Source organism: Fibrobacter sp. UWH4, from assembly GCF_900142475.1.
Classification (GTDB): domain Bacteria; phylum Fibrobacterota; class Fibrobacteria; order Fibrobacterales; family Fibrobacteraceae; genus Fibrobacter.
On record NZ_FRAY01000002.1, the window covers coordinates 133755 to 154210 of the forward strand.

Here is a 20456-nt window from a genome sequence, read left to right on the forward strand (position 1 = left end):
GCTAACTTTATTTTTATTTTTTATCACGTCCTGCTTGTTTTTCGTGCACCTTTTTATGATTTTTCACTTTGTGAATATATCTGAGTTACAACTCCTAATTCCGAAATCCGAATTCTGAATTATCCATGCTTTGTCAGTGGCTTTATCATTTAACTAGTATTGACCTTTTCGACGGTCGTCTATTCCGTGCGGGTGTCGCCGCCATGCTCTCCATCATCCTCGTCATGACCTTCATGCCGATCTACATTCGAAAGCTCCAGAGCCTTGATGCAACTTCCGACTTCGATAAAGATGGAAAATCCAAGTCTCCCCCGATTATGGGTGGTCTCCTTCTGGTGATTGTGGTAGAAATCGTGTCACTCCTGGTGTGCAAGATGAACGGCTACACCATTTCGACTCTGATTGTGCTAGCCGCGTTTTCTGCCGTGGGTGCCATCGACGACATCGCAAAAGTCAAGGCCAAGCGCCTGATCAAGCTCGGCAAACTCAAGGCCGCCGACTACATGGACAAGGCCGACGGTATTTCCAGTAGCCTTAGACTTTTCCTCTATTTCTTGTTTAGCCTGGTCGTTGCCATTTTCTGCTACAAGTTCATTCCCGAACTCAAGGGCGATCTGACAATTCCCTTCTGCCCCATCGACGTGTTCCAGATTCACCTGCCCAACTGGGTTTTCGTGGGTTTCATGACCTTTGTAATCGCCGCCTCAGCCAACGGGACCAATTTTACCGACGGTCTCGACAGTCTTGTTTCGGTGCCGATTCTTTCGAGCATGATTTTCGTAGGGCTCGTAGCTTACGTGAGCGGCAACTTTATCTTTAGCCAGTACCTGAGCGTTCCGTACCTGCCCGGCTGCGACGAACTGTTCCCGCTCGCCATGTCGATTGCAGGCGCACTCCTCGCCTACTTGTGGTTCAACAGCCCTCCGGCCGAAATCTACATGGGCGACGCCGGTTCCGTAGGCTTTGGAGCCGCTATCGGTATTATGTTTATTCTGGTGCAGGCAGGGCTATTCCTCCCCATCGTCTGCATCATCATCATCGCCGAAGCATGCTCCGTGTTGCTCCAGATCAGCTGGTTCAAGTTCACCAAGAAAACCACCGGCGAAGGCAAGCGCATCTTCCTTTGCGCGCCTCTCCACCACCACTACCAAAAGAAGTGGGAAGGCCGTTTCCCGAGCAAGCCGCTCATGAATTCCAAAATCGTGTGGCGCATGCACCTCATCAGCATTTTCGCGCTCATCGTAAGCATGGTGATTTTCTTCGGCATTAGGTAAAATATGGACATTATCGAAACTTTGAATGCGGCGGGGCAGCAAGAGCTGGTCGCCAAGCTTGAATCTTTGAGCGGCGATGCCCGCAAGAATTTGGAACGCGACATAGCCAGCCAGGACTGGGAAGAACTGAAGGCGCTTTATACCGAAAAATCGAACGCCTCGCTTGACGACAACGTGTCGGGAGACTTGAAACCGATGCCGTTCAAAACCGCGATTGACGACTTGCGCTACGACTTTTGGAAAGAGACCGGCGAAATACTTTTGGGCAAGGGCCAGGTTGCCGCATTCCTGGTTGCAGGCGGTCAAGGTTCCCGCCTCGGCTTCGATGGCCCGAAGGGTATGTTCGATATCGGACTCCCGAGCCACAAGAGTCTGTTCCAGCTGCAGGCAGAACGCTTGCAGAACTTGGCCGCACAAGTCGGGCACCCCATTCCGTGGTGCATTATGACGAGCCCGCTGAATCACGAAGCGACCGTCAACTTCTTTACCGAGCACAACTTTTTCGGTTACGCCCGCGAAAACATCCGTTTCTTTGAACAAGGTACGATTTGCGCGCTCGACCCGAACGGGAAGGCCGTCGTCGACGAGAACAACCGTCTGGCACTGGTGCCCGATGGCAACGGCGGTTGCTTTAGGGCGCTCGCCCAAAGCGGAACTCTCGCCTGGTTGATTGAAAAAGGCGTTCGCTACGTATTCCTTTACAGCGTCGACAACGCCCTCTGCCGCATTTGCGACCCCGCCTTTATTGGCGCACTCGCGAGCGAAGGCCGCAGCATGTCGGCATCCAAGGTGGTACACAAGGCGGGGCCCAACGAAAAGGTGGGCATCTTCGCCTTGCAGAACGGCAAGCCCGGTGTCGTCGAATACAGCGACTTGCCCGAAAGCTACCGCGATATGACCAACGCTGATGGAAGCCTGACATTTGACGGCGGAAACATCGCCATTCACCTGTTCAAGCTTGAGGGACTGCGCAAGTTGCAGACAAGCAAGCTCCCGTGGCATACGGCAAGGAAGACCGTTTGCGGCATCGAAAAATGCTGGAAGTTCGAGCAGTTCCTGTTCGACGCCTTCCCGCAGCTGGGCACGATGATGCCGTTTGGCGTGGTGCGCGAAGAGGAATTTTCTCCGGTGAAAAACGCCGAAGGAAACGACTCCCCGAAGACTGCACGTACCATGATTGGCCGACTTCACCGTGAATGGTTGCGCAAGGCCCATATCGAAGTAAATCCGAACAAACTGTACGAAGTCTCGCCCACGCTGAGCTATGCAGGCGAAGGTCTCAGCCGCCGCGTGTTCGAACGTGAACTCGGAAGAAATATTCTGGAATTCGATGAATAATCTAGAATTCAGAATTCAGAATTGCCTTATGCAAGTAAAGTTCATCGCATATAATACATTGGTGAACATCCTGTTGCGAATGCCGGATATTTTTTATTCGGCACTTTTTGCAGTTGCTTTTCCGATTTACAAGGCGCTGCATACCGAGCGCGCTTACGGGCGCACGGTAAAGCACCTTGCAAGCGCGAAGAAATATGCAACTGTGGATTGCTTCGCCTCCGCATCGGAGGCTCGCAATGACGTGGGAGCCGTAACAGCGAAAGATGTATTCAAGGGAATCTTCTGGAACGCGCTGGATTCGTACCGGGGGCTCGCACGCTTCAAAAGTGTCGAAAGCCGAATCGTCTACGAAAACGAAGAAATCATCCGCGAAGCTATAGCGGAATGCGCCAAGAACGGAAAGCCCATCGCAGGCATCAGTATCCATCAAGGAGCATTTGAATTGCTGCACCGCGCTCTTTGCCGCTACAGCGAGCATGTGCACCTGATTACCGATTCCGTTGGCAACGAATCCTTCCGCGAAGTTCTCAAGGATCTCCGCAGCGATCCGCATCTCACCGAATACCACCCCGAAGAAACGGGAAAACTTATCCGTGACCTGTTCCATACCAAGGGAATCCTCGCGATGGTTTTTGACCAGGGCAAGAACACCAAGGGCAATTCCGTCGAACTCTTTGGACAAAAGAGCACGCTGTACTTGCGCCTTCCGCAAAAGGTGAACGAGATGGGCGCAGGCATCGTTCTTTTCCGCACCTGGACCGAATACGCACCACAAAAGCACATCGTCATCCGATTCGAAAAATACTATCCACCCCGATTCGACAAAACGCTCGTGGGCAACAACTTGCAAAAAGACGGGCGCAGTGCGCTCGTTTCAAGTATCGCAAAGGAAATGGAATCCTGGATATCCGAGCACCCAGAACAATGGAGCTGGAATTACCACGGAAATTTCCGCTAATCTCCGAACAGGGTGTCCTTGATGCGCTGCAAGGTAGACTCTTCTTCGCCGCTACGCACAATCACCACGATTTTTGACTTCGCATAATGGTCCGTAAAGTTTACGATCCGTTCGCGTTCTTCCGTGACCGAAAGTGCGGCAAGCCCAATATCGGCCTTACCTGAATCGACCGCGGCAATAATTTCATCAAAATCAATATCGACAATTTCAAGCGGACGTTCCATAAAATCCGCAATATAGCGCGCAATCTCGATATCAATTCCCTGGGGGCCTTTTTCGGTACGGAACTCGTACGGAGGGAACTCGGCATTGGTCGCAATCCTCAATACTGGGCCACTCGCAGAATCAAGTTTATAATGATAATCGCCCGTACCACCGATATACGATGCAAAAATAGAATCATAGACGCCCATCGTCCGCATCTGGATGAGCGCCATATTCACAGTATCAAGCAGGCCCCAATTCTTCTTGGCAACAATTCCCGCATATGATTCTTCCATAAAGACTTCATCAAGAATACGCAGGGACTGGTACTTGCCTTCAAAGACAGAAGCCGGAGCGTCGTCACCCAACACCGCATCTACATCGCCACGACGAAGCGCCTGGACGGCCTCTTCCAGGGTCGGATACTTTTCCACCTGAATCTTGGCTGTATCGCCACCAAAATCGGCTGCATAAACTTCAGCGGTACTCGCCTCCAGTACACCAACCTTCTTATTCGCTAAATCATTAATTGCAAAGACACGATTTTCTGGGACATTGGACTTTCCGCATCCCGTAAAGCAAATGCAAAACGCAATCAGTACCCCCCAAAACCACTTCGCTCTCATCGTTACATAAACCTCACAATATACTTACATCAGTTTCAATATAGTAAAAGAAGCCCCCAAAGAGGCTTCGATGGCATCATAAAAAGCAATTCCAGCCTAATTTAGTCAGGATTTGCCGCTAAAATAAGAGCATCGGGGGCCAATGTCCCGCCTTCGGACGTTCCTTGAACTCCGCTCCAGGCATAAAATCGGCCAAGGCCATCGTCATCGACGGAGGAATCGCCCGGTCCATGCGACCATAGAGGACCTGTACGCCACCACCTGCCGTATCAACCGAGGATTCAATGCGATTCTTTGCCATGTACTCCAGTCCCAAGCGCAACGCCTCAGGTTTTATGCGTTTGGCACATTTCAACCAGTCGTCCTGCCATTCCCCCAGTTCATCTTCAAGCAACTCATAAAACGCATTGATCGTCGCATCCGACGCAGTCAGTGTCTGATGAGCAATAAAGGAGAGGTTTTCTGCAGTCCACTCGCTTTCTTCGGAACAGTAATCCGCAAAAGGAGACAACAGAATCCAGCGTTGTCCCTTAGGCCGGGAAGCAGCATTCTTCAACAAGGCAAAAGCACCCAGTCCCCACCCCACGACAGTCGATGCCGAGGCAAGGTCCGGTTCTCCATACAAATGATCTAAATACGAAACCATTTTTTCGTAAGGAACAAAAAGATGGTCCGCCTCTGGCGACACCGTCGCCAGTTCGTCTTCCCACAACCCCATATCCGAGGCAAAATCCGGGAGCCATATCCATTTTTCTTTCATAACACGTTCCTAGAATTCTGTTCGTAATACATTCCTAAATATACAGAGTTTTTTAGAAATGGAACAATTCTCAGAAAAAAAATTCAAATTCGTCCATTTTTCATATTCCAATGTGGAATATTCTGAATGAAAAATAAAGTTCATAATCCACTTTTTTGCGATAAACATTATATTTTCAAGGTGATGTTTCAGAGAAATAAATTCATTTTTCGTTTTTTCATTTTTTTCTGCTTGAGCCTTGCGCTTTCCGCATGGGCAGAAACATCGACCGAAGCCCCTAGATACCCGCAAAGGCCCTCCGAAAGCAACATCTACGACGACAATCACTTATTAAATGCATCCGAGACTAGCCTTTTCAACAGCCTTGCGGACGAACTCTACCGAAAGACAGGCATCGAACTCACCTGCGTCCTGCTAGACGACATCGGACACGTGAACCAGTTCGAAAAAAGTGAACGCTACGCCCAGAATACCGCCAAGGAATGGAACCTCGGCAGGCAAACCGCCGAAGGAATCATGATCTTTGTCGCCCAGAAGCAGCGTTGGAAGAACATTGTCGTCACGCCAGCTCTAGAAAAAAACTTTGACGAAAAGACACTCGCCAAAATTCAGCAAAAGACACTGATTCCGGCATTCCGTGAATACAACTATGGCGAAGGAATTCTTTCCCTGTCTTACGCACTCGCCCAGATGGGCGCCAAAGCCAAGGGGAAACAACTCGACATCGATGCCACCCCCTACAAGCTGAGCGAAAACAGCGTTCCCGCACTCATGATCCTGTTCATCCTCTTTGTATTCTTCTTGCTCCTCATGGCCAAATTCAGCGGAGGCCGTGGCAACGGCATTCTCTGGTTCCTGTTCGGAGGCGCCATCAAGAACAAGAAAAAAGATGAAGCAGAAGTCGGGTTCGGCGGAGGATTCGGCGGCTCCCCGAAAGGTTTCGGAGGCGGTTTCGGAAACGGACTCGGCGGAGGATTCAGCAGCGGAATGGGCGGAGGATCTTCGTTCGGCAACGGAATAGGACGATTCGGAAAAAGGGATGACCTTTGGTGAGGTAGATTATGAAAAAGAACTTGAGCATCGTAGAACTGCAAAGATCCAAATGGCCGGGCATGTTGATGCAGGCTCTGGGCGACAACCTGATTTCAGCTTTTATCCACGGCGACGGGCTCGTGGAAGGTTTCAATGCACTTGAAACCCCCTGGACAGTGAGTTTTATCCTTCGCGACAATTCCACCGAAAAAATCAAGCCGTTGCAGGAATTGCTGAATGACGCAAAAAAAGAAAACGTGGAGTTCCGTTACTTTTTCACCCTTAAAGAAATCCAGACCTCCGAAGACGTCTTCCCGCTAGAATTCCTGCACATTGCAAACAGGAATGTCGCTCTCGCCGGTGCAAAGCCGCTCCCCAACTACGAACCGAACCTGGAATGCCTGCGCCTGGAATGCGAACGAGAACTGCGCGGGCTCCTGATCCATCTGCGCGAAGCATTCCTCTACATCCAGCAAAGCAGGAACCCGCTCGGATTTTTCGCCCGTGCCAATGCAACGCTGCTCCCGATTATGTACGGGGTTCACTACCTAAACCACCGCACCTACCCCGAAAACCACCAGCAGATCTTTAACGAATACCCTTCGCTCAAGGCTCCTATCAGTAGCCGAAACGAAAAGGCTTTCCTCGACAGCATAAATAACTATATTGCGACCGTCACCGACATCGTGAACCTTGTGGACTCGATGGATGTAGTGTAAACGAGGAAAGCATGATCTGCAACAGCATTCTAGGTACCACCCACCACGGCACCTACAAAAAAGTTATCGATGTTCTGTTCGAACGGCACGAGCTCAAGGAACATTCCATCCGCCGCATCGCCAAAGACGGCGTCGAAATCGAAGTGGAAGTCAACGAAGACCTACAAGAAGGCGACATCCTCGTCGAAACGGACCACTATGTTTATGCGGTGAAGATCTATGTTCCGAAGCCGCCAAAAGAAAATCTTGACCCCGTAAACAAGGTCAAGCATTACTTATAATTAATTCAGATTTTTTTGTTAGGCGGCTTCGCCGCGATTATAAACAACTCAGAAATCTGAACTCCGAATTCTGAATTATTTATCTACTGAGCATCTTGCCGTTAAGAGTCGCAATCCAATGCCTGTTCATCGCCTTGGCTGGAACCTTCAAGGTCGTGAGGCCCTTACCAATTCGCGTCTTGTACAGCACCGTTCCGTTCAAGTCGACAAGGGCAAACATTCCGCCCAGACTCGTCTGGATTTCGAGATGGTCGCCATTCACTGCAAAGTAGTTCGTCGGAGAAAGTCTGCTCAGATTTTCCATCTGAACATTCCTGTAATTTGACTGCGTTATGGTATCCTTCTGCCAATCCGGATCATGAATCACGGGCTCAGTCACAATGGGCTGCGAAGGTTCGGTAAATCCGAGTTGCTGGTCCATCCACTGCATTCTTTCTTTCATCTTCTTGCGAAGGTGTTCGAACTCGCCGTCCCAAGTGCTTGCATTATTGCCACCCATGGTGATGCCGCCACCCATGCCGCCACCCCACATTCCCCACGGGTTCTGGTTTTGGCCACCCTGGTTCTGGTTGTTGCAGTATTTCATCGGCTCCGGATCGGGATCTCCCTGTCCGCTACCCTGTCCCAGGTTAGGCCAACGCTTGAAGTTGCGGTCAGCCGCCTTGGTGATGTAGAGCTTCATGGAATCCAGGTACGCATCCATCGTCTTGGTATGCCACACTCCGCTGCGGAGTTCCGCCCAGCGCTTCTTCAATTCACTCTGATAATGGCTGTCCTTCCACATGCCGATAAGCCAGTTCGGAGCTTTCAGGCCACCACCCATCATCATCATTCCACCCTGGCCCTGTTTCTGAGGATTCTCGATTTGCCAGCCATCGGTCGTTGTCGACCCCATGCCGCCACCGTTACTCATGGCGAGGTTAAAGTCCCAAGCCGGGCCGAGAGTCACCTTGCCCCCCTTGCTGTCCTTGGGCTTGTGCAAGAAGAAACTGCACCAGTAGGAGTCGGAATTGTTGGTGACCTCTTCGTGCAGCACATAGTCAAGCGCAGAAGTCATATCCACATAATTTTCATAGCCGCTACCATTCTTACCGTTCTTGAACAGATTTTCGAGATCTTCCAGGTACTTTTTCAGGTAGGCCTGCTGCTGAGTTTGCAGGTTTTCCTTCTTGGGGTAGTGCATAATGACATTCAGGCCGTCAGCCGTGCTGAAACCTTCCTTGTTGATATCTTCCATGCCCATGCCACCGGTATTGGTACCCGTCTTGTCGAAAGCCCAGATGTAGCCGCCAGTCACGTCGTCGCCACTGATGTCGGTTTCCTTGAGTTTGCTCACGTTTACACGATACTTGCCGCGCTTGATTTTTTCGATGAGCACGTAGACGCCGCGGTACACACCGTTGATATACAAGTCGAAATGCCTGGTGCGGGGGCTGTAATGCCCAGCCTGCCTAAACAGCCAATGGGCAAGGGCGTTGCGCATCATGCTCTTGTCCACATACGGGCCATGCAAGACCCAGTCATCACCAGGAGGAAGCCCAAACAGGCTCACGTCCATGCCTTCGCCCTTCTCGTCGCGGACTTCGATGCTGTAACCCGGTTTCGGGAACTTGGCCGAGGACTGCCCACGAACCTTGATACCGATGTCATAGCGGGTTCCCTTGGCACTGTCGGCCACATTGTTCGTGGCGCCATCAAGAACCTTCATGGTGGCAGGGATTTTCTCGGTCACATTCTGATCGAGGCACTCGCCCTTGGTATCAATGAATACAATCGGCAGATCGTAGGTCTGCGCTAGCGAAAAAGACGCCAATAGCGCCGTGGCAGAAATGACTTTAGCCCAATAGCCCATAAAACCTCCAAATTGGATAATATAAAAATACACCCAAACGTGTAAAAATTATCGTTAAAATCAATTTACGCGTTGTGTAATTTTACAACACCACGGCATTTGTTGTGTAAAAACTTTTATATCCACCTTGGATAAATCTGTTTAGGGCAACTATCAGGGCGGTCTAGGCATCAAAATAGGCGTATACAAGCCAACAATGTAAAATTTTTGTATAATAGTAGCTGATAAAAGCTACAGGAGGTAAATCATGTTTACCGAATCAAAGGCTCAAAAAGTTTTCGCCTTTCCATTCAACGCCAGTCTTACCTGGCTGTGTTTTTTGATTGCCGCCATTCTATGCCTGCCGGGCACAACCCGCGCACAGGAGCAGTTTACGCCAGCGGAACTCGATACGCTCGTTTCGACCATCGCCCTCTACCCGGACCCGCTCCTGGTGCAGGTACTTGCCGCCTCTGTTCACGGTGACGAAATTCCGGGAGCATCCGACTGGGCAAACCAGCATAAGAACCTCAAGGGGCAGGAACTTGCCGAAAGAATCAAACTGGAAGACCTCCCCTACGACGAAAGCGTCCAGGCTCTTATTCCATTCCCGACGGTCCTTGCCACCATGGCCAGGTATCAGATATGGACCGATCAGCTAGGTGACGCCGTCGCCACCCAAAAGGAAGCCGTGATGGACGCCGTGCAGCGTATGCGAAACGCCGCCTACAACCATGGACACCTGCAAAGTAACGAGCAGGTCAAGATTATTAAAGAAAAGACCATCATCATCGAGCCCGTGCAAAAAGAATACATCTACGTGCCAGTCTACAATCCGCACGTCGTCTACTACACCTATTCCAGCGGCTATTCGGGACTGCGTTACCGCTCCGGCGTATGGATCGGCAGCTACTACGATCCCTGGGGCTGGAACAGCAGCCGGTTCGAATGGGATACGCACCTGATTTACGTTCACGACTACCGCTGGTACCACAACAGGCCCCGTCCACACCACCCGCCGCGTCGTTACGCACCGCCCCCTCCGCGAACCGACCGCCACACTCCGCCACCGCCCAGGGGCGACCGCTACGCGGTCCCACCTAGCAAACCGGCGAAGACCCCAATGAACCACCGCAACGCGCCCGTAAGCCACTCCTACGTTCCTCAGCCGCAACACACCTACAGCCAGACGAACGCACCCGTTCCCAGAACGGCAACCATCAAGAGCAACAACACCAACTGGCAGGAAGATTACCATAACCAGAGCCGCGGACAAACGTACGGCAACGTCACCGCCACTCGCAGCAGCGACAGGAACAGCGACCGCAACAGTTCAAACCGTAGCAGTTCAAACGGAAGCTCACGGGGTGGCTTCGGAAGAAGTATGAGAAAGTGATCCTGTCGCGAAAACAGGACTATCGCAGGTGACGCCCTAATCCAAGGTGCGTCACTTTTTTTGGATAATCAGGCAAATGACGGGGAGTTTCTTGTCGACCTCGTTTTCACTCGGAATGATTTCGCTAGAAACAACTTCACAGTTGAGTTCCTTCACGAAAAACTCGAGCTGGCTGCGTTCAAAGCCGAGCCAAATGTGACCGTGCGTGGTGCGGAAAGATTCTTCTTTGTGCTGCGCCAAGTCAAGGAGAGCAAGAGTTCCCCCGCGCTTGAGGATTCGCACCGATTCCTTAAGGGCCAAGCGCGGATCCGTTGCATGGTGAAGCACCTGGCTCATCAGGACGAGATCCGCAAAATTGTCGGGAAGTCCCGTGTTCACCATATCGGCCACCTTGGGCGTCACATTCAGGATGTTTTTCTGCTTCAAGATTTTCTGGAGGCCGCTCACCACCTTCGGGTCGTAGTCGAGCGCCGTCACATGCTTACAACGGAGACAAAGCATCAGCGTGAGGTCGCCGCCTTCGCCACAGCCCACATCAACCGCATTCTCAAAAGGATACATAAGGTGACCGAACAGGCTGATTTGCGCCTTGAGGCTTCCGCCGGCCTGGTCCAGCTTATGGATCTGTCCCTTGGTCTTGTCGGTGCGGTCTTCGAGCACCTGGGCGGCGCGACACTTGAGAATATCCTTATCCGGAAGAGCCTCGTAAGCATCGCGAATCATTGAGAGCATTCGGGTGCTCAGGTAAAGTTCTTCGCTCAGGCGGTAATACGCCTTGATGCCATCGCGACGGTCCTTGAGAAGGTTGCACGCAGAAAGCTTCGCCAAATGTCGGCTCGCATTACTCTGGTGAATATCCAGAATGTCCTTGATTTCGTTGACGGTAAATTCTGCCTGGTCCAGAAGCAACAGGATTTTGAGGCGCATTTCATCGGAAATGGCTCCAAACAGGTCCATGCTGGGTACAATCGGTTCGCGAGTATTTAAAGAATCTGCCACAAAAGCTCCATTCGTTTTCTTTGAAGCAATATAATTTTTTTAGCTTAGGGGCTGTATGCGTTTTTTCAAAAGGTCACTGATTGTAGGCATTCTGCTCCTGACTGGTTTCGCCCAGGCTTCCGAAGCAGAACGCCCTACATACAAACTGAGCCTAGAAAACGATTTACCGGCGACCTTGGCCGCAGGCGGTATGTTCGGGATAGGGATGTTCCTTTATTCCCGCATGGATACCCCCGAAACCCTGAAAGACAAAAACGACCTTTTGCCCTGGGACAAGCCCCTGGCCGGCCGCTACAGCGAAACCGCCGACAAGGCCAGCGACATCGGTTCCGTTTTGGCCGTTGCTCCGCTAGCGATAGGGGGAATCGCCTGGTACAACGGAAACTCTACCGGAGCTGAATTCGCCACCTTTACCGTGATGTTTTTGCAGGCCGTCGGTATCGGGAACGGGATCAACGTGGCCATGCGTTCGCTCGAAATCTGGCCACGCCCCTACATGTACGCCCCTTCGACAAGTTCGGGGACCGAAGCCGGCAAGGAAAAAGCCGAAAAAGCAAAGCCGGAAGCCTACGGGTCGTTCTTTTCGGGGCATGCCACCGCCGCCTTTACCGTCGCCACTTTTACCGACGAATGGTTCAGGACAACTTACCCGAATTCACCATACAAAGGAATCGTGAGAGCAACCGCCTACTCTCTTGCCGGCCTCGAAAGCATGTTGCGAGTCGCCGCCGGTAAACATTACTTAACCGATGTCATCGTAGGAGCACTCGTGGGAACGGGTGTGAGCATCGGAATCCTGGAATTGCACCGGGACCGTAACGAAAACTTTTCAGTTTGGGCCGGTCCGGGTGTAGCGGGAATCACATTTCGTATATAACATAAAATTGTAAGATTCGCTTTCAGAAACTCCTGTATATATTCAATAATGTAGGCGGGAAAACCGCCACAAGGAGTGCGAGTAATGTTTGGAATTAACTTCAATCGACTGGTCGCTGCGGCTGCCGTTATGGCATTCTGTTGCGGCACGTCCTTCGCCGCAGGTCCCAAGATGGGCCTGCACAAGGTCGCCAAGATTTCTGCCAAGAAATCCCACATGACACACTCCAGCAAGAAAGCGAAGATTGAACCAATCGAACAGAACCTTTCCGAAGAAGAACTTTTCGCCATTGCTCTCGAAAGCAAGAACATTTCCAAAGACGGCAACACGCTGACCGACAAGCGCGACGGCAAGACCTACAAGGTCGAAATCAAGGGCGACAAGGCATGGATGAAGAACAACCTCGCCTTCAGCCTTTCTACTCCCAAACAGTGCCTGCTCGAAGACGAAGGCAACTGCAAAAAATTCGGACGTTTCTACAGCCACAAAGAGGCCACCAAGGCATGCCCCAACGGTTGGCACCTTCCCAACGACGGTGAATGGCGCGACTACCAGAAAGACCAGTCCAAGCTCGACTGGAACAACCTGGGTAAGGGTGGCTGCAAGGACTGGGATGGCTACTGCGAAGGCGACAATACCGGTCACTACTGGTCCGCCTCCAAGGTGAAAAAGAACACCGCCCGTTCCTGGGAATTCCGTAGCGTCGCCCACAGCATCAACCGCACCGACGAAAGTCTCTCCAAGGGTCTCTACGTACGCTGCGTGGCAGACCTCCGCTAACGATCTTTCAAATCCCTCCATAAAGAAAGCCTCCCAAGGGAGGCTTTCTTTATACGTTTCCGTTCTGTCATCCAGCCCCTTAAGGGGTTGGACTCAGTTACTTAAGTCCGTCGACCACCAGCTTCACGACACCGCGGGCAAAATCAGCAGACTTGATCGACTTTGTCGTCGGAATACCCTTTTCTTTCTTGAGGTCCAGAATCAGGTAGTCAAGGCAATACTCGTCATCTTTGCCGGTGTAGGTCACATCGAAGTAGTAATCGTCGAAATTAAACTTCGGGGCCGCCTTGGTATCATTCTTGAAATCTTCATAAGCGGCTTCGCAATCCTTCTGTTCGTACGCATAACGCAGCTGGAAAGAAACGTTACAGGTCCGCTTGGCATAAGTAACCTTGATCGTACCCGAAGACGACTTGAAGTTTTCAGCCTTCAGCTTTACGAGGCCGTCGTACATCGAGAGTTCGCTACAGTTCAGGGCGCGGATATCCGAAAGCATCTGCTTTTCTTCGACCTTCGCTCCGTCTGCCTGGAAACGTTCATAGAAAGCGGCAAGCGTCGCATCCATATTTTCCAAGGCAGGAACACCGTTGCGGAACAACGAGTAGTAGTCCTTCATCAGGCAGTTGCCGTCATAACGGACGACATTCTTGAACAAGTCCTTTTTTTCGAAGCGAAGCCCGTTCTGGATGCGTTTGGAATCGTAATCAGGATCTGCCCAGAAGCCCCTCGGGAAAGCACCGTCATCCAAGCTGTACTTGATTTCTTCGGCACCCTTTTTAAGAGTGATGATTCCCTTGTTCTCGTAAGCCTTGTAGGTCACCGTATCCCATTCGTCGGCATCCTTAGGGCCCACCAGATTGCCGAGAGTACCTTCCTTACAGACGGGGTAAATCTGCTTGAGCGTGGAATCCTTCTTGTTGTAGGAATACTTCGCCTTCGACAATACCATTTCAAAGGAACTTTCCATGCTGAAAACGCCAGAGCTGGAGCTGTCGTCGCCGCAAGCCACCAAGGCCGCAGACGACACCAGGGCGAAGGCGCCCAGGATTCCGAAATTAACAAGGTGCTTGATCATATTTTCTCCATTTATAAAATCAGATTTCACCCTTGAAGAAGGATTCAAAGTCTATATCACTTACCATATCGACGACAATCTCGGGTTTGTCAATCAACTTATCCAAATCCTGCTGTTTGGTTTCGCCGCAGAGCGGAAGCACAAAGCGACAACCGCTGCGCTTGGCGAGTTCAAAGTCGGTATACAGGCGGTCGCCCACAAACAAAATCTCTTCGGGCTTAAACTTTTTCAAAAGACCCGATAGCATGGCAGGGTTCGGCTTGCCGAAGCTGCGTTCCGGTTCTACGCCGTAAGCGGTCTTGAGGAGCGCCATGAAACTTCCGATGTCCGGCACAGGGCCGTTGGCATCGGGGCAGACAAAGTCGGTGTGCGTGACCCAGAACGGAATCTTGCGCTGCACGCGGAACGAGAGTTCGCAAAGTTCGCGGTAGTCGAAGCTGTTATGGTAGGCAATCAGCACGAGTTCGGTATCGGCAACGTCCGGGCGCAGGTTGAGCGTCGGGTCTTGCGCGGCAAACCATTCCGTGACTTCGGGGTTTGCAAAGAAGAATACATTCTTGATGCCTTCTTCATGGATGGCATCGAGCGACAGGTACAGCGCCGAGATAATGGCATCGTCGGTGAGCGGGAGTCCCATGACCTTGAGGCGGTTTTCGTAGAAGACCGGCGACTTGCTGGTATTGTTGCTCAAGTAGTAGACTGGCACCTGCTTTGCCACGCGGCAAACCGTCTTGACCGCCTTCGGGTAAGGGCGGCCACTCAGGTAAAGGGTTCCATCGAGATCGAATACGACGGCTTTTACGGGGCAACGCTTTTGCATGTGAGTGAATATAGTAATTCAAGGACAATGTTAAAAAGAACAGGAGTTCAAAGACCCTTTTTCATCGACCTGTACCTATAAATAAAGAACTTACAGCTGTTTTATAGGTACAAAACGGATGTATTTTGCAATAAAAAACGGAGAGCAACAAATAAAAGACATTCTGCTACCTATAAATGCTGCTCACCGGCACGGTTTTATAGGTATTTTTATATTAATTTGTACATAAATTATAAAAAGAGTACCTATAAACAAAGCGTTTTTATGTTTTTTATAGGTACGGTCGAAAAATACAATCTTTGTCGGACCTATAAAAGTTCTATATCACCCCGGTTTATAGGTACCTTTGAAGGCTTCCAAGACACTTCATCTCTACTTTACGCCATTCAACTGATGATGCTTCGCATAAAACATTTTTATTTTTACAACTATGAAGACTCCTGATAGCCGCTTTTATTGCCCGCTGATTTCAGTCGGCACCATTACCCTTGACGAGAACGAGAGCAGCCACGCCGTGCGCGTGTGCAGGGCGTGCGCAGGCGACACTTTGCAGCTGTCCGATGGCGTGGGGCATTACGCGGATGCGCTCATCGAGGTGGCCGACGCCAAGGCATGCCAGGTGCGAGTCGATACGGTAATCGAGGCGGAGAGAGCGCGGCCCAAGGTGTCGCTCGGGATTGCATGCCTCAAGGACGACGCCTTGGAAGAAGTCGTATTCCATGCGGCTCAGACCGAAATAGACAAGATTATCTTCTTGCGCACGGACTTTTCACAGGAGCCCAAGAACTCCGACTTGAAAAAGACCGTGCGCCGCGCCGAGCTCAAGAGCCTCGTGAGCCTCAAGCAATCGAAGAAAGCCTGGATGACCGCAATCGAAGGCCCCATCGAATTCGACAAGTGGCTCGAATCCTATAAAGGCGACTTGATTCTCTGCGACATTGACGGAGAACGCCAGCTGAATTTAAGCGGCACGGACAACGCTTCGGCTAGCGACGGCTCGGGCGCAAACGAGAGCTCCAATGAAAACGTAACGCCGATTACTTTGTTAGTAGGCCCCGAAGGTGGATTCTCGCCACGCGAAATAGAAGCAATAAAGGCCTTCCAAAACGGGAAGGTCCACTTGCTGAATCTCGGCAACACGCGCCTGCGTGCGCGCACTGCCGCGATTATTGCTTTAGGAAAAATACTGTAATGGATCACCGCGGGGTTTCACCCCTCGCGATGACGTGATTTTTACAAAGACACTTTAACTTTTTCGCGCATGGCCATAACTTGCGCCTTGGCTTCTTCCACCGTGTCGCGGCGGGCAAGCAGCACGCCCAAGCGACGGTGGCCCTTGAGTTCGGGCTTACCAAACAGGCGAAGCGCAGTGTCAGGTTCTGCAAGCACTTCTTCGAGGCCACCGAACTTCACGTGGTCGGAATTGCCGTCCACGACGATAGCCTTCGAGGCGCTCGGGCCGTGGAATGCAATGTTCGGAATGGGCAAGCCAAGAATGGCGCGAGCGTGTAATGCGAATTCGGAGAGGTCCTGCGAAATCAAAGTCACCATGCCGGTATCATGCGGACGCGGAGAAACTTCGCTGAACAGGACTTCGTCCTTGCATACGAAAAGTTCCACGCCAAAGATTCCGCGACCGCCGAGGGCGTCGGTAACCTTTTTCGCAATCACCTTGGCCTGTTCCAACAGTTCCGGCTTCATCGGCTGCGGCTGCCAAGATTCCTGATAGTCCCCGCCCACCTGATGGTGGCCGATAGGTTCCAAGAAACTCGTGCCCGCTACATGGCGCACCGTGAGCAAAGTAATTTCGTAATCAAACGGTACGAAGCCTTCCACAATCACGCGGCTGGCGTGGCCCGTGCGGCCTTCGTGCTGGGAAATATCCCAGGACTTCTGGATGTCGGCTTCGGTCTTGATGACGCTCTGGCCGTGACCCGAGGAACTCATGACCGGCTTGATCACGCACGGGATGCCGATTTCAGCGACAGCCTTCTTGAAGTCCTCAAAATTGTCGGCGAAGCGGTACGGGCTCGTCTTGATGCCGAGTTCTTCGGCGGCGAGTCGACGAATACCTTCGCGGTTCATCGTGAGCTTGGTGGCCTTCGCGGTCGGAATGACGTTGTAGCCTTCCTTCTCGAGTTCCACGAGCGTGTCGGTCGCAATGGCTTCGACTTCGGGAACAATATAGTCCGGCTTTTCCAGTTCAATCACACGGCGAAGTTCGGCACCATCGAGCATGTTAATCACGTGGCTACGATGAGCCACCTGCATACCGGGAGCGTTGGCATAACGGTCCACGGCAATGACTTCAACGCCGAGACGCATCATCTCGATGATGACTTCTTTGCCGAGTTCACCTGCTCCGCAAAAAAGAACCTTAGTTGCACTAGAACTTAGAGGTGTACCGATTTCTGCCATAAATTATGCTCCTTGGTTTACAGGAATAATATAGGTAAAGTTTGCAGGCCCTTTACTTGCGACGCATCCAGAAAGCGAGGAACGCAAGCACCGAGAGAATACACACTGCGATAATCAGCCAGAATGCCATGGGCGAACCGACCATGGCGTCGCCGTTCATGCCAAAGGGCAGCTTCACGTTCATGCCGAACAAGCTTGCGAAGAACGTCGGGAGAGAAATAGAAATCGTCACGATGGTGAGGTTCTTCATCAGCGTGTTCACGTTGTTGCTGATAACGCTTGCGCGGGCATCCATCATGGACGTCAAAATGTTGGCGTAGATTTCAGCTTGCTGCAGGCTCTGGCGGTTTTCAATGACGATATCGTCCAGCAGTTCCCGTTCGCTTTCGTTCCAGTTCAGGCTGCGGCCAATCTGCAACTTTTTCAGGAGCGTGTCGTTGCTATTCAAGGCGCTCACGTAGTAAATCAAGCCCTTGTTCAAGCTGAACATGCTGAGCAGGTACTTGTTTTCCATGGCCGTACGCAGTTTCTGTTCCAACTCGTCGTTGATACGGTTGATAATCTTCAAGTGTTCGTTAAAGTGGAAGATGGCGTAGCTCAACACGCGCAGCACAAAGGTGTTCAAGCTGTCAATTTTGGAGAAGCGCTTTTCGTCCATTACCGGAATGTCGGAGTCGGTCAGCAAAAGCACCCAGTCCTTGAAGATGAAGATGCCGAAAGATTCCACGCGGAACTGGAAGTTGTCACTCGCGGAATAGTTCTTCGGCTTCTTAAACACGATGGTCGTAAAGTCGTCGTCGTACTCGATACGGGAAAGTTCGTCCGAGTCGAATGCAGAGGCTATGGTATGTTCCGTAATCTCATACTCTTTAACGAGCACGCTACGTTGCTCTTGGCTCAAGGAACCCATCATCACGATGTCGGCGCTGTCTTCGTTCGGGGCACTAGCGAGGCGACCCGATTCGATCTTGTAGTACTTCTTGAGCATAGGAGCCCCCTTTATCGAACGGGGGTAAAGATAGTAAATAGACGAAAGACTTGAGACGAAAAACGAAAGAAAAACGACAAAAAAGGGGGAAGATTCCCCCTAACTTTAGCCCCGGCTTCACCAGATCCGCACGCTCACATGGCCTCGGGCTTCGCCCGACGAATGTTCGCTTTGCGGACTGGTCATCGCCGTGTCTGCCGTTACCCCTTCGCCTAGGGGGGCCAGCCCCCTAAAACCCCGGAATTTTACCTAACGCTCACCCTCTGCGTCGTACTTTCAATCTTCAGAAGGTAGCTACCGGCCCTCATCACAGGGATTTCAAAGTTCGCTGTCCGCACACGTCCCTGCAACAGAACCTTGCCCTGCATATCGAAGAGCGCATAGGCCGCCCCGATGCGAGCAGCCGAAATCTGCAAGCTACGACCGTTCACCATCACCGAGAACTTCGGAACTACCGTTGCGACAATAGCCTCGGTTTTTGCGCTAGAAGACGAATTAATCCTTGAACTCGACGAGCTGGACTTGTCATTGCGAGAGCTCGAAGAGCTCGTGGCAATCTCCTGCTGACTAGAACTACTCTTGGGATTCTCAATGTACTTCGCAGTAATGGTAATGTCTGCGGTCACAGAGATTTCATCACCCGCTACACCAAGTTTCTTATCGCCATCGTAATATGCATCAAAGGTGTAGCCCTCTTTTTTCGGAGCTTCAGGCAGCGTGAACTTTTCGCCATCTTCAATAGTAGTGTTAACAATCTTATCGCCATCAACATCAACAACATTGACAGTGCGAATAATCAGTTCTTCAAACAAAGCCTTGACCGTCAAGGCCTCCGTCACCGTCGCAAAAGACGTATTCCAGCCTACAAATTTGTAACCTTCACGAGTCACATTAATCGGAGCAACGGCGGGATTACCATACGGAACCATCTGTTCATCAATGACGGTCGTGCCGTTCATGAACGTCACCTTATACTTAACCTTGCTAGAATCATAGATTGCAGTATAGGTTGCAGCCTCGGTGACATAATCTAAAGCAGGTTTCCAGCCCTTGTGAGAATATGTCCATTCAGCAGTTGCCACACGCGTCGGAGTCTTGCTGCAGCTAGGCATTTTTCCATATTCAAAGGTAGCACTTTCAATTTTGGAGCCATCTGCATTATTGAAAGTAACCGTGTACGAACGAATCGTAGAATCATAAACGGCATGATAATCAAAATCTTCTACGGCATTCGTGGGTTCTACATTCCAGCCCTTGAAAGTATAGGTGTATTTTGCTGTGGGAGCAAGTGTCGGAGCGACACCACCATAAGCAACAATGCTACCATGCTGATAGGACTTGGATTCCAACACAGTATCGGCAGGAGCTGCATTATAGAAGTTGATTGTCCAGAAAACATCACTTGCATCAACATAGACGGCATTGACAGTTTGATCAGCCGTAAACACCGTCGTCGGCTTGACCTTGATATCATCGGAGTTATACCATCCACTAAAAACATATCCTTCAGCAGGTTCAGGATTTTCAGGGAATGTCACAAGGCCCTTGTAATTCGTATAGCGATTACTTGTGGTTCCATCATCATCAAACACCACCTTGCGAATCGCCAAGGAATCTTCATTTGCAAAAGTCGGATAGCCATCCGTTCCGCGAGTCCACACTCCGCTATTTTCTTCGGCTCCGTTTGAAGTGTTTAGAATCCAAGCAAACTGGTCTCTCTGCATGTTTTCAGCGGTAGATTGGATTTTTTTATTGTTCAGCCAATATTCATTTTTTGACGTACTATAAGACCATTGAATGGATCCATTTTGTGAGCTGCCATTAACAAAATTGTTAGTTGAATTTCCGTCATATATGCAATATTTAATAGTGCCGTTATTTTCAATACCAATAATAGTACCAAAACCACCATCAGAACTGCCACCTGAGACTTTGCAATATGATATAAGACCAGAGAGATAATTTCTATAGACCAAAGACTTCGACTCTACATTTCCATAATAGGTACAATGATCAATAGTTCCGTAATTTTCATTTACAAACAAATTTACATCTTTTTCATTGGCATACGCAGTAACGT

The 20456-nt window shown here is 50.8% G+C and carries 19 protein-coding genes; 10 read left to right on the top strand and 9 right to left on the bottom strand.

The window, feature by feature from the left end; genetic code table 11:
• The first annotated feature begins 125 nt into the window (after nt 1-125).
• Genes mraY through BUA93_RS03385 form a run of 3 tightly spaced genes read left to right on the top strand, consistent with a single transcriptional unit; the run spans nt 126 to nt 3570 of the window.
• Nucleotides 126-1274 carry a phospho-N-acetylmuramoyl-pentapeptide-transferase gene (mraY, locus tag BUA93_RS03375; RefSeq protein WP_072977449.1) on the top strand — a complete coding sequence of 383 codons (1149 nt, stop codon included), beginning with the start codon at nt 126-128 and terminating at the stop codon, nt 1272-1274.
• Between the two features lie 3 nt (nt 1275-1277).
• Entirely contained in the window at nt 1278-2612 is a 1335-nt protein-coding gene (locus BUA93_RS03380; RefSeq protein WP_072977451.1) for a UTP--glucose-1-phosphate uridylyltransferase, read from the top strand.
• Between the two features lie 28 nt (nt 2613-2640).
• Complete coding sequence (locus tag BUA93_RS03385; protein ID WP_254793829.1) at nt 2641-3570, top strand: LpxL/LpxP family acyltransferase; 930 nt, start codon at nt 2641-2643, stop codon at nt 3568-3570.
• Here the strand turns inward: BUA93_RS03385 and BUA93_RS03390 are convergent.
• The gene (locus BUA93_RS03390; protein ID WP_072977455.1) at nt 3567-4400 is read right to left on the bottom strand and encodes a transporter substrate-binding domain-containing protein; all 834 of its coding nucleotides are present in this window, start codon (nt 4398-4400) and stop codon (nt 3567-3569) included. The two genes, BUA93_RS03385 and BUA93_RS03390, sit on opposite strands and share 4 nt — an antisense overlap.
• A 118-nt stretch (nt 4401-4518) precedes the next feature.
• Nucleotides 4519-5160: an alpha/beta fold hydrolase gene (locus BUA93_RS03395; protein WP_072977456.1), complete on the bottom strand. Its 642-nt coding sequence runs from the start codon at nt 5158-5160 to the stop codon at nt 4519-4521.
• Between the two features lie 231 nt (nt 5161-5391).
• Here BUA93_RS03395 and BUA93_RS03400 point away from each other — a divergent pair, with 231 nt between their 5' ends.
• The 3 genes from BUA93_RS03400 to BUA93_RS03410 are packed head-to-tail and all read left to right on the top strand — an operon-like array spanning nt 5392 to nt 7192.
• A complete protein-coding gene (locus BUA93_RS03400; protein WP_175547364.1) occupies nt 5392-6213 on the top strand; it encodes a TPM domain-containing protein in 822 nt (273 codons plus the stop codon).
• 8 nt (nt 6214-6221) lie between these two features.
• Nucleotides 6222-6911 carry a hypothetical protein gene (locus BUA93_RS03405; RefSeq protein WP_072977460.1) on the top strand — a complete coding sequence of 230 codons (690 nt, stop codon included), beginning with the start codon at nt 6222-6224 and terminating at the stop codon, nt 6909-6911.
• An 11-nt stretch (nt 6912-6922) separates the two neighbouring features.
• Nucleotides 6923-7192, top strand: a complete 270-nt coding sequence (locus BUA93_RS03410; protein WP_072977462.1) for a hypothetical protein — start codon at nt 6923-6925, stop codon at nt 7190-7192.
• 79 nt (nt 7193-7271) lie between these two features.
• On the opposite strand, the gene BUA93_RS03415 is transcribed toward BUA93_RS03410, so the two are convergent.
• Nucleotides 7272-9044: a CotH kinase family protein gene (locus BUA93_RS03415; RefSeq protein WP_072977464.1), complete on the bottom strand. Its 1773-nt coding sequence runs from the start codon at nt 9042-9044 to the stop codon at nt 7272-7274.
• Between the two features lie 247 nt (nt 9045-9291).
• On the opposite strand from BUA93_RS03415, the gene BUA93_RS03420 reads away from it, so the two are divergent.
• Nucleotides 9292-10419, top strand: a complete 1128-nt coding sequence (locus BUA93_RS03420; protein ID WP_072977465.1) for a DUF3300 domain-containing protein — start codon at nt 9292-9294, stop codon at nt 10417-10419.
• Nucleotides 10420-10470: 51 nt separating this feature from the next.
• On the opposite strand, the gene BUA93_RS03425 is transcribed toward BUA93_RS03420, so the two are convergent.
• Nucleotides 10471-11418, bottom strand: coding sequence for an ArsR/SmtB family transcription factor (locus tag BUA93_RS03425; protein WP_254793830.1), 948 nt, complete (start codon nt 11416-11418; stop codon nt 10471-10473).
• 55 nt (nt 11419-11473) lie between these two features.
• Between BUA93_RS03425 and BUA93_RS03430 the strand changes: the two genes are divergently transcribed.
• Nucleotides 11474-12295 carry a phosphatase PAP2 family protein gene (locus tag BUA93_RS03430; protein WP_072977469.1) on the top strand — a complete coding sequence of 274 codons (822 nt, stop codon included), beginning with the start codon at nt 11474-11476 and terminating at the stop codon, nt 12293-12295.
• Between the two features lie 84 nt (nt 12296-12379).
• Complete coding sequence (locus BUA93_RS03435) at nt 12380-13075, top strand: FISUMP domain-containing protein (RefSeq protein ID WP_072977470.1); 696 nt, start codon at nt 12380-12382, stop codon at nt 13073-13075.
• 97 nt (nt 13076-13172) lie between these two features.
• Here the strand turns inward: BUA93_RS03435 and BUA93_RS03440 are convergent, their stop codons facing one another.
• Together BUA93_RS03440 and BUA93_RS03445 are read right to left on the bottom strand one after the other, a co-directional pair.
• Nucleotides 13173-14150 carry a hypothetical protein gene (locus BUA93_RS03440; protein ID WP_072977472.1) on the bottom strand — a complete coding sequence of 326 codons (978 nt, stop codon included), beginning with the start codon at nt 14148-14150 and terminating at the stop codon, nt 13173-13175.
• Nucleotides 14151-14169: 19 nt separating this feature from the next.
• Nucleotides 14170-14970: an HAD-IIA family hydrolase gene (locus tag BUA93_RS03445; protein ID WP_072977474.1), complete on the bottom strand. Its 801-nt coding sequence runs from the start codon at nt 14968-14970 to the stop codon at nt 14170-14172.
• 430 nt (nt 14971-15400) lie between these two features.
• On the opposite strand from BUA93_RS03445, the gene BUA93_RS03450 reads away from it, so the two are divergent.
• On the top strand, nt 15401-16162 hold the full coding sequence (locus tag BUA93_RS03450; RefSeq protein ID WP_072977475.1) for an RsmE family RNA methyltransferase: 762 nt from the start codon (nt 15401-15403) through the stop codon (nt 16160-16162).
• Nucleotides 16163-16203: 41 nt separating this feature from the next.
• On the opposite strand, the gene purT is transcribed toward BUA93_RS03450, so the two are convergent.
• The 3 genes from purT to BUA93_RS03465 all read right to left on the bottom strand — a co-directional run bounded on the left by purT (nt 16204) and on the right by BUA93_RS03465 (nt 20100).
• The gene (gene purT / locus BUA93_RS03455) at nt 16204-17388 is read right to left on the bottom strand and encodes a formate-dependent phosphoribosylglycinamide formyltransferase (protein WP_072977477.1); all 1185 of its coding nucleotides are present in this window, start codon (nt 17386-17388) and stop codon (nt 16204-16206) included.
• A gap of 52 nt (nt 17389-17440) precedes the next feature.
• Nucleotides 17441-18376 carry a magnesium transporter CorA family protein gene (locus BUA93_RS03460; RefSeq protein ID WP_072977479.1) on the bottom strand — a complete coding sequence of 312 codons (936 nt, stop codon included), beginning with the start codon at nt 18374-18376 and terminating at the stop codon, nt 17441-17443.
• Nucleotides 18377-18621: 245 nt separating this feature from the next.
• Entirely contained in the window at nt 18622-20100 is a 1479-nt protein-coding gene (locus tag BUA93_RS03465) for an InlB B-repeat-containing protein (RefSeq protein ID WP_072977480.1), read from the bottom strand.
• Between the last annotated feature and the right edge of the window lie 356 nt (nt 20101-20456).

What these genes read in the sequence shown, in the direction of transcription:
- BUA93_RS03445 (WP_072977474.1), bottom strand. Translation starts at nt 14,970, where the DNA reads ATGCAAAAGCGTTGCCCCGTAAAAGCCGTCGTATTCGATCTCGATGGA.
- BUA93_RS03415 (WP_072977464.1), bottom strand. Translation starts at nt 9,044, where the DNA reads ATGGGCTATTGGGCTAAAGTCATTTCTGCCACGGCGCTATTGGCGTCT.
- BUA93_RS03390 (WP_072977455.1), bottom strand. Translation starts at nt 4,400, where the DNA reads ATGAGAGCGAAGTGGTTTTGGGGGGTACTGATTGCGTTTTGCATTTGC.
- BUA93_RS03430 (WP_072977469.1), top strand. Translation starts at nt 11,474, where the DNA reads ATGCGTTTTTTCAAAAGGTCACTGATTGTAGGCATTCTGCTCCTGACT.
- BUA93_RS03435 (WP_072977470.1), top strand. Translation starts at nt 12,380, where the DNA reads ATGTTTGGAATTAACTTCAATCGACTGGTCGCTGCGGCTGCCGTTATG.
- BUA93_RS03405 (WP_072977460.1), top strand. Translation starts at nt 6,222, where the DNA reads ATGAAAAAGAACTTGAGCATCGTAGAACTGCAAAGATCCAAATGGCCG.
- BUA93_RS03420 (WP_072977465.1), top strand. Translation starts at nt 9,292, where the DNA reads ATGTTTACCGAATCAAAGGCTCAAAAAGTTTTCGCCTTTCCATTCAAC.
- mraY (WP_072977449.1), top strand. Translation starts at nt 126, where the DNA reads ATGCTTTGTCAGTGGCTTTATCATTTAACTAGTATTGACCTTTTCGAC.
- BUA93_RS03465 (WP_072977480.1), bottom strand. Translation starts at nt 20,100, where the DNA reads ATGCAGAGAGACCAGTTTGCTTGGATTCTAAACACTTCAAACGGAGCC.
- BUA93_RS03440 (WP_072977472.1), bottom strand. Translation starts at nt 14,150, where the DNA reads ATGATCAAGCACCTTGTTAATTTCGGAATCCTGGGCGCCTTCGCCCTG.
- BUA93_RS03395 (WP_072977456.1), bottom strand. Translation starts at nt 5,160, where the DNA reads ATGAAAGAAAAATGGATATGGCTCCCGGATTTTGCCTCGGATATGGGG.
- purT (WP_072977477.1), bottom strand. Translation starts at nt 17,388, where the DNA reads ATGGCAGAAATCGGTACACCTCTAAGTTCTAGTGCAACTAAGGTTCTT.
- BUA93_RS03385 (WP_254793829.1), top strand. Translation starts at nt 2,641, where the DNA reads ATGCAAGTAAAGTTCATCGCATATAATACATTGGTGAACATCCTGTTG.
- BUA93_RS03380 (WP_072977451.1), top strand. Translation starts at nt 1,278, where the DNA reads ATGGACATTATCGAAACTTTGAATGCGGCGGGGCAGCAAGAGCTGGTC.
- BUA93_RS03410 (WP_072977462.1), top strand. Translation starts at nt 6,923, where the DNA reads ATGATCTGCAACAGCATTCTAGGTACCACCCACCACGGCACCTACAAA.
- BUA93_RS03460 (WP_072977479.1), bottom strand. Translation starts at nt 18,376, where the DNA reads ATGCTCAAGAAGTACTACAAGATCGAATCGGGTCGCCTCGCTAGTGCC.
- BUA93_RS03450 (WP_072977475.1), top strand. Translation starts at nt 15,401, where the DNA reads ATGAAGACTCCTGATAGCCGCTTTTATTGCCCGCTGATTTCAGTCGGC.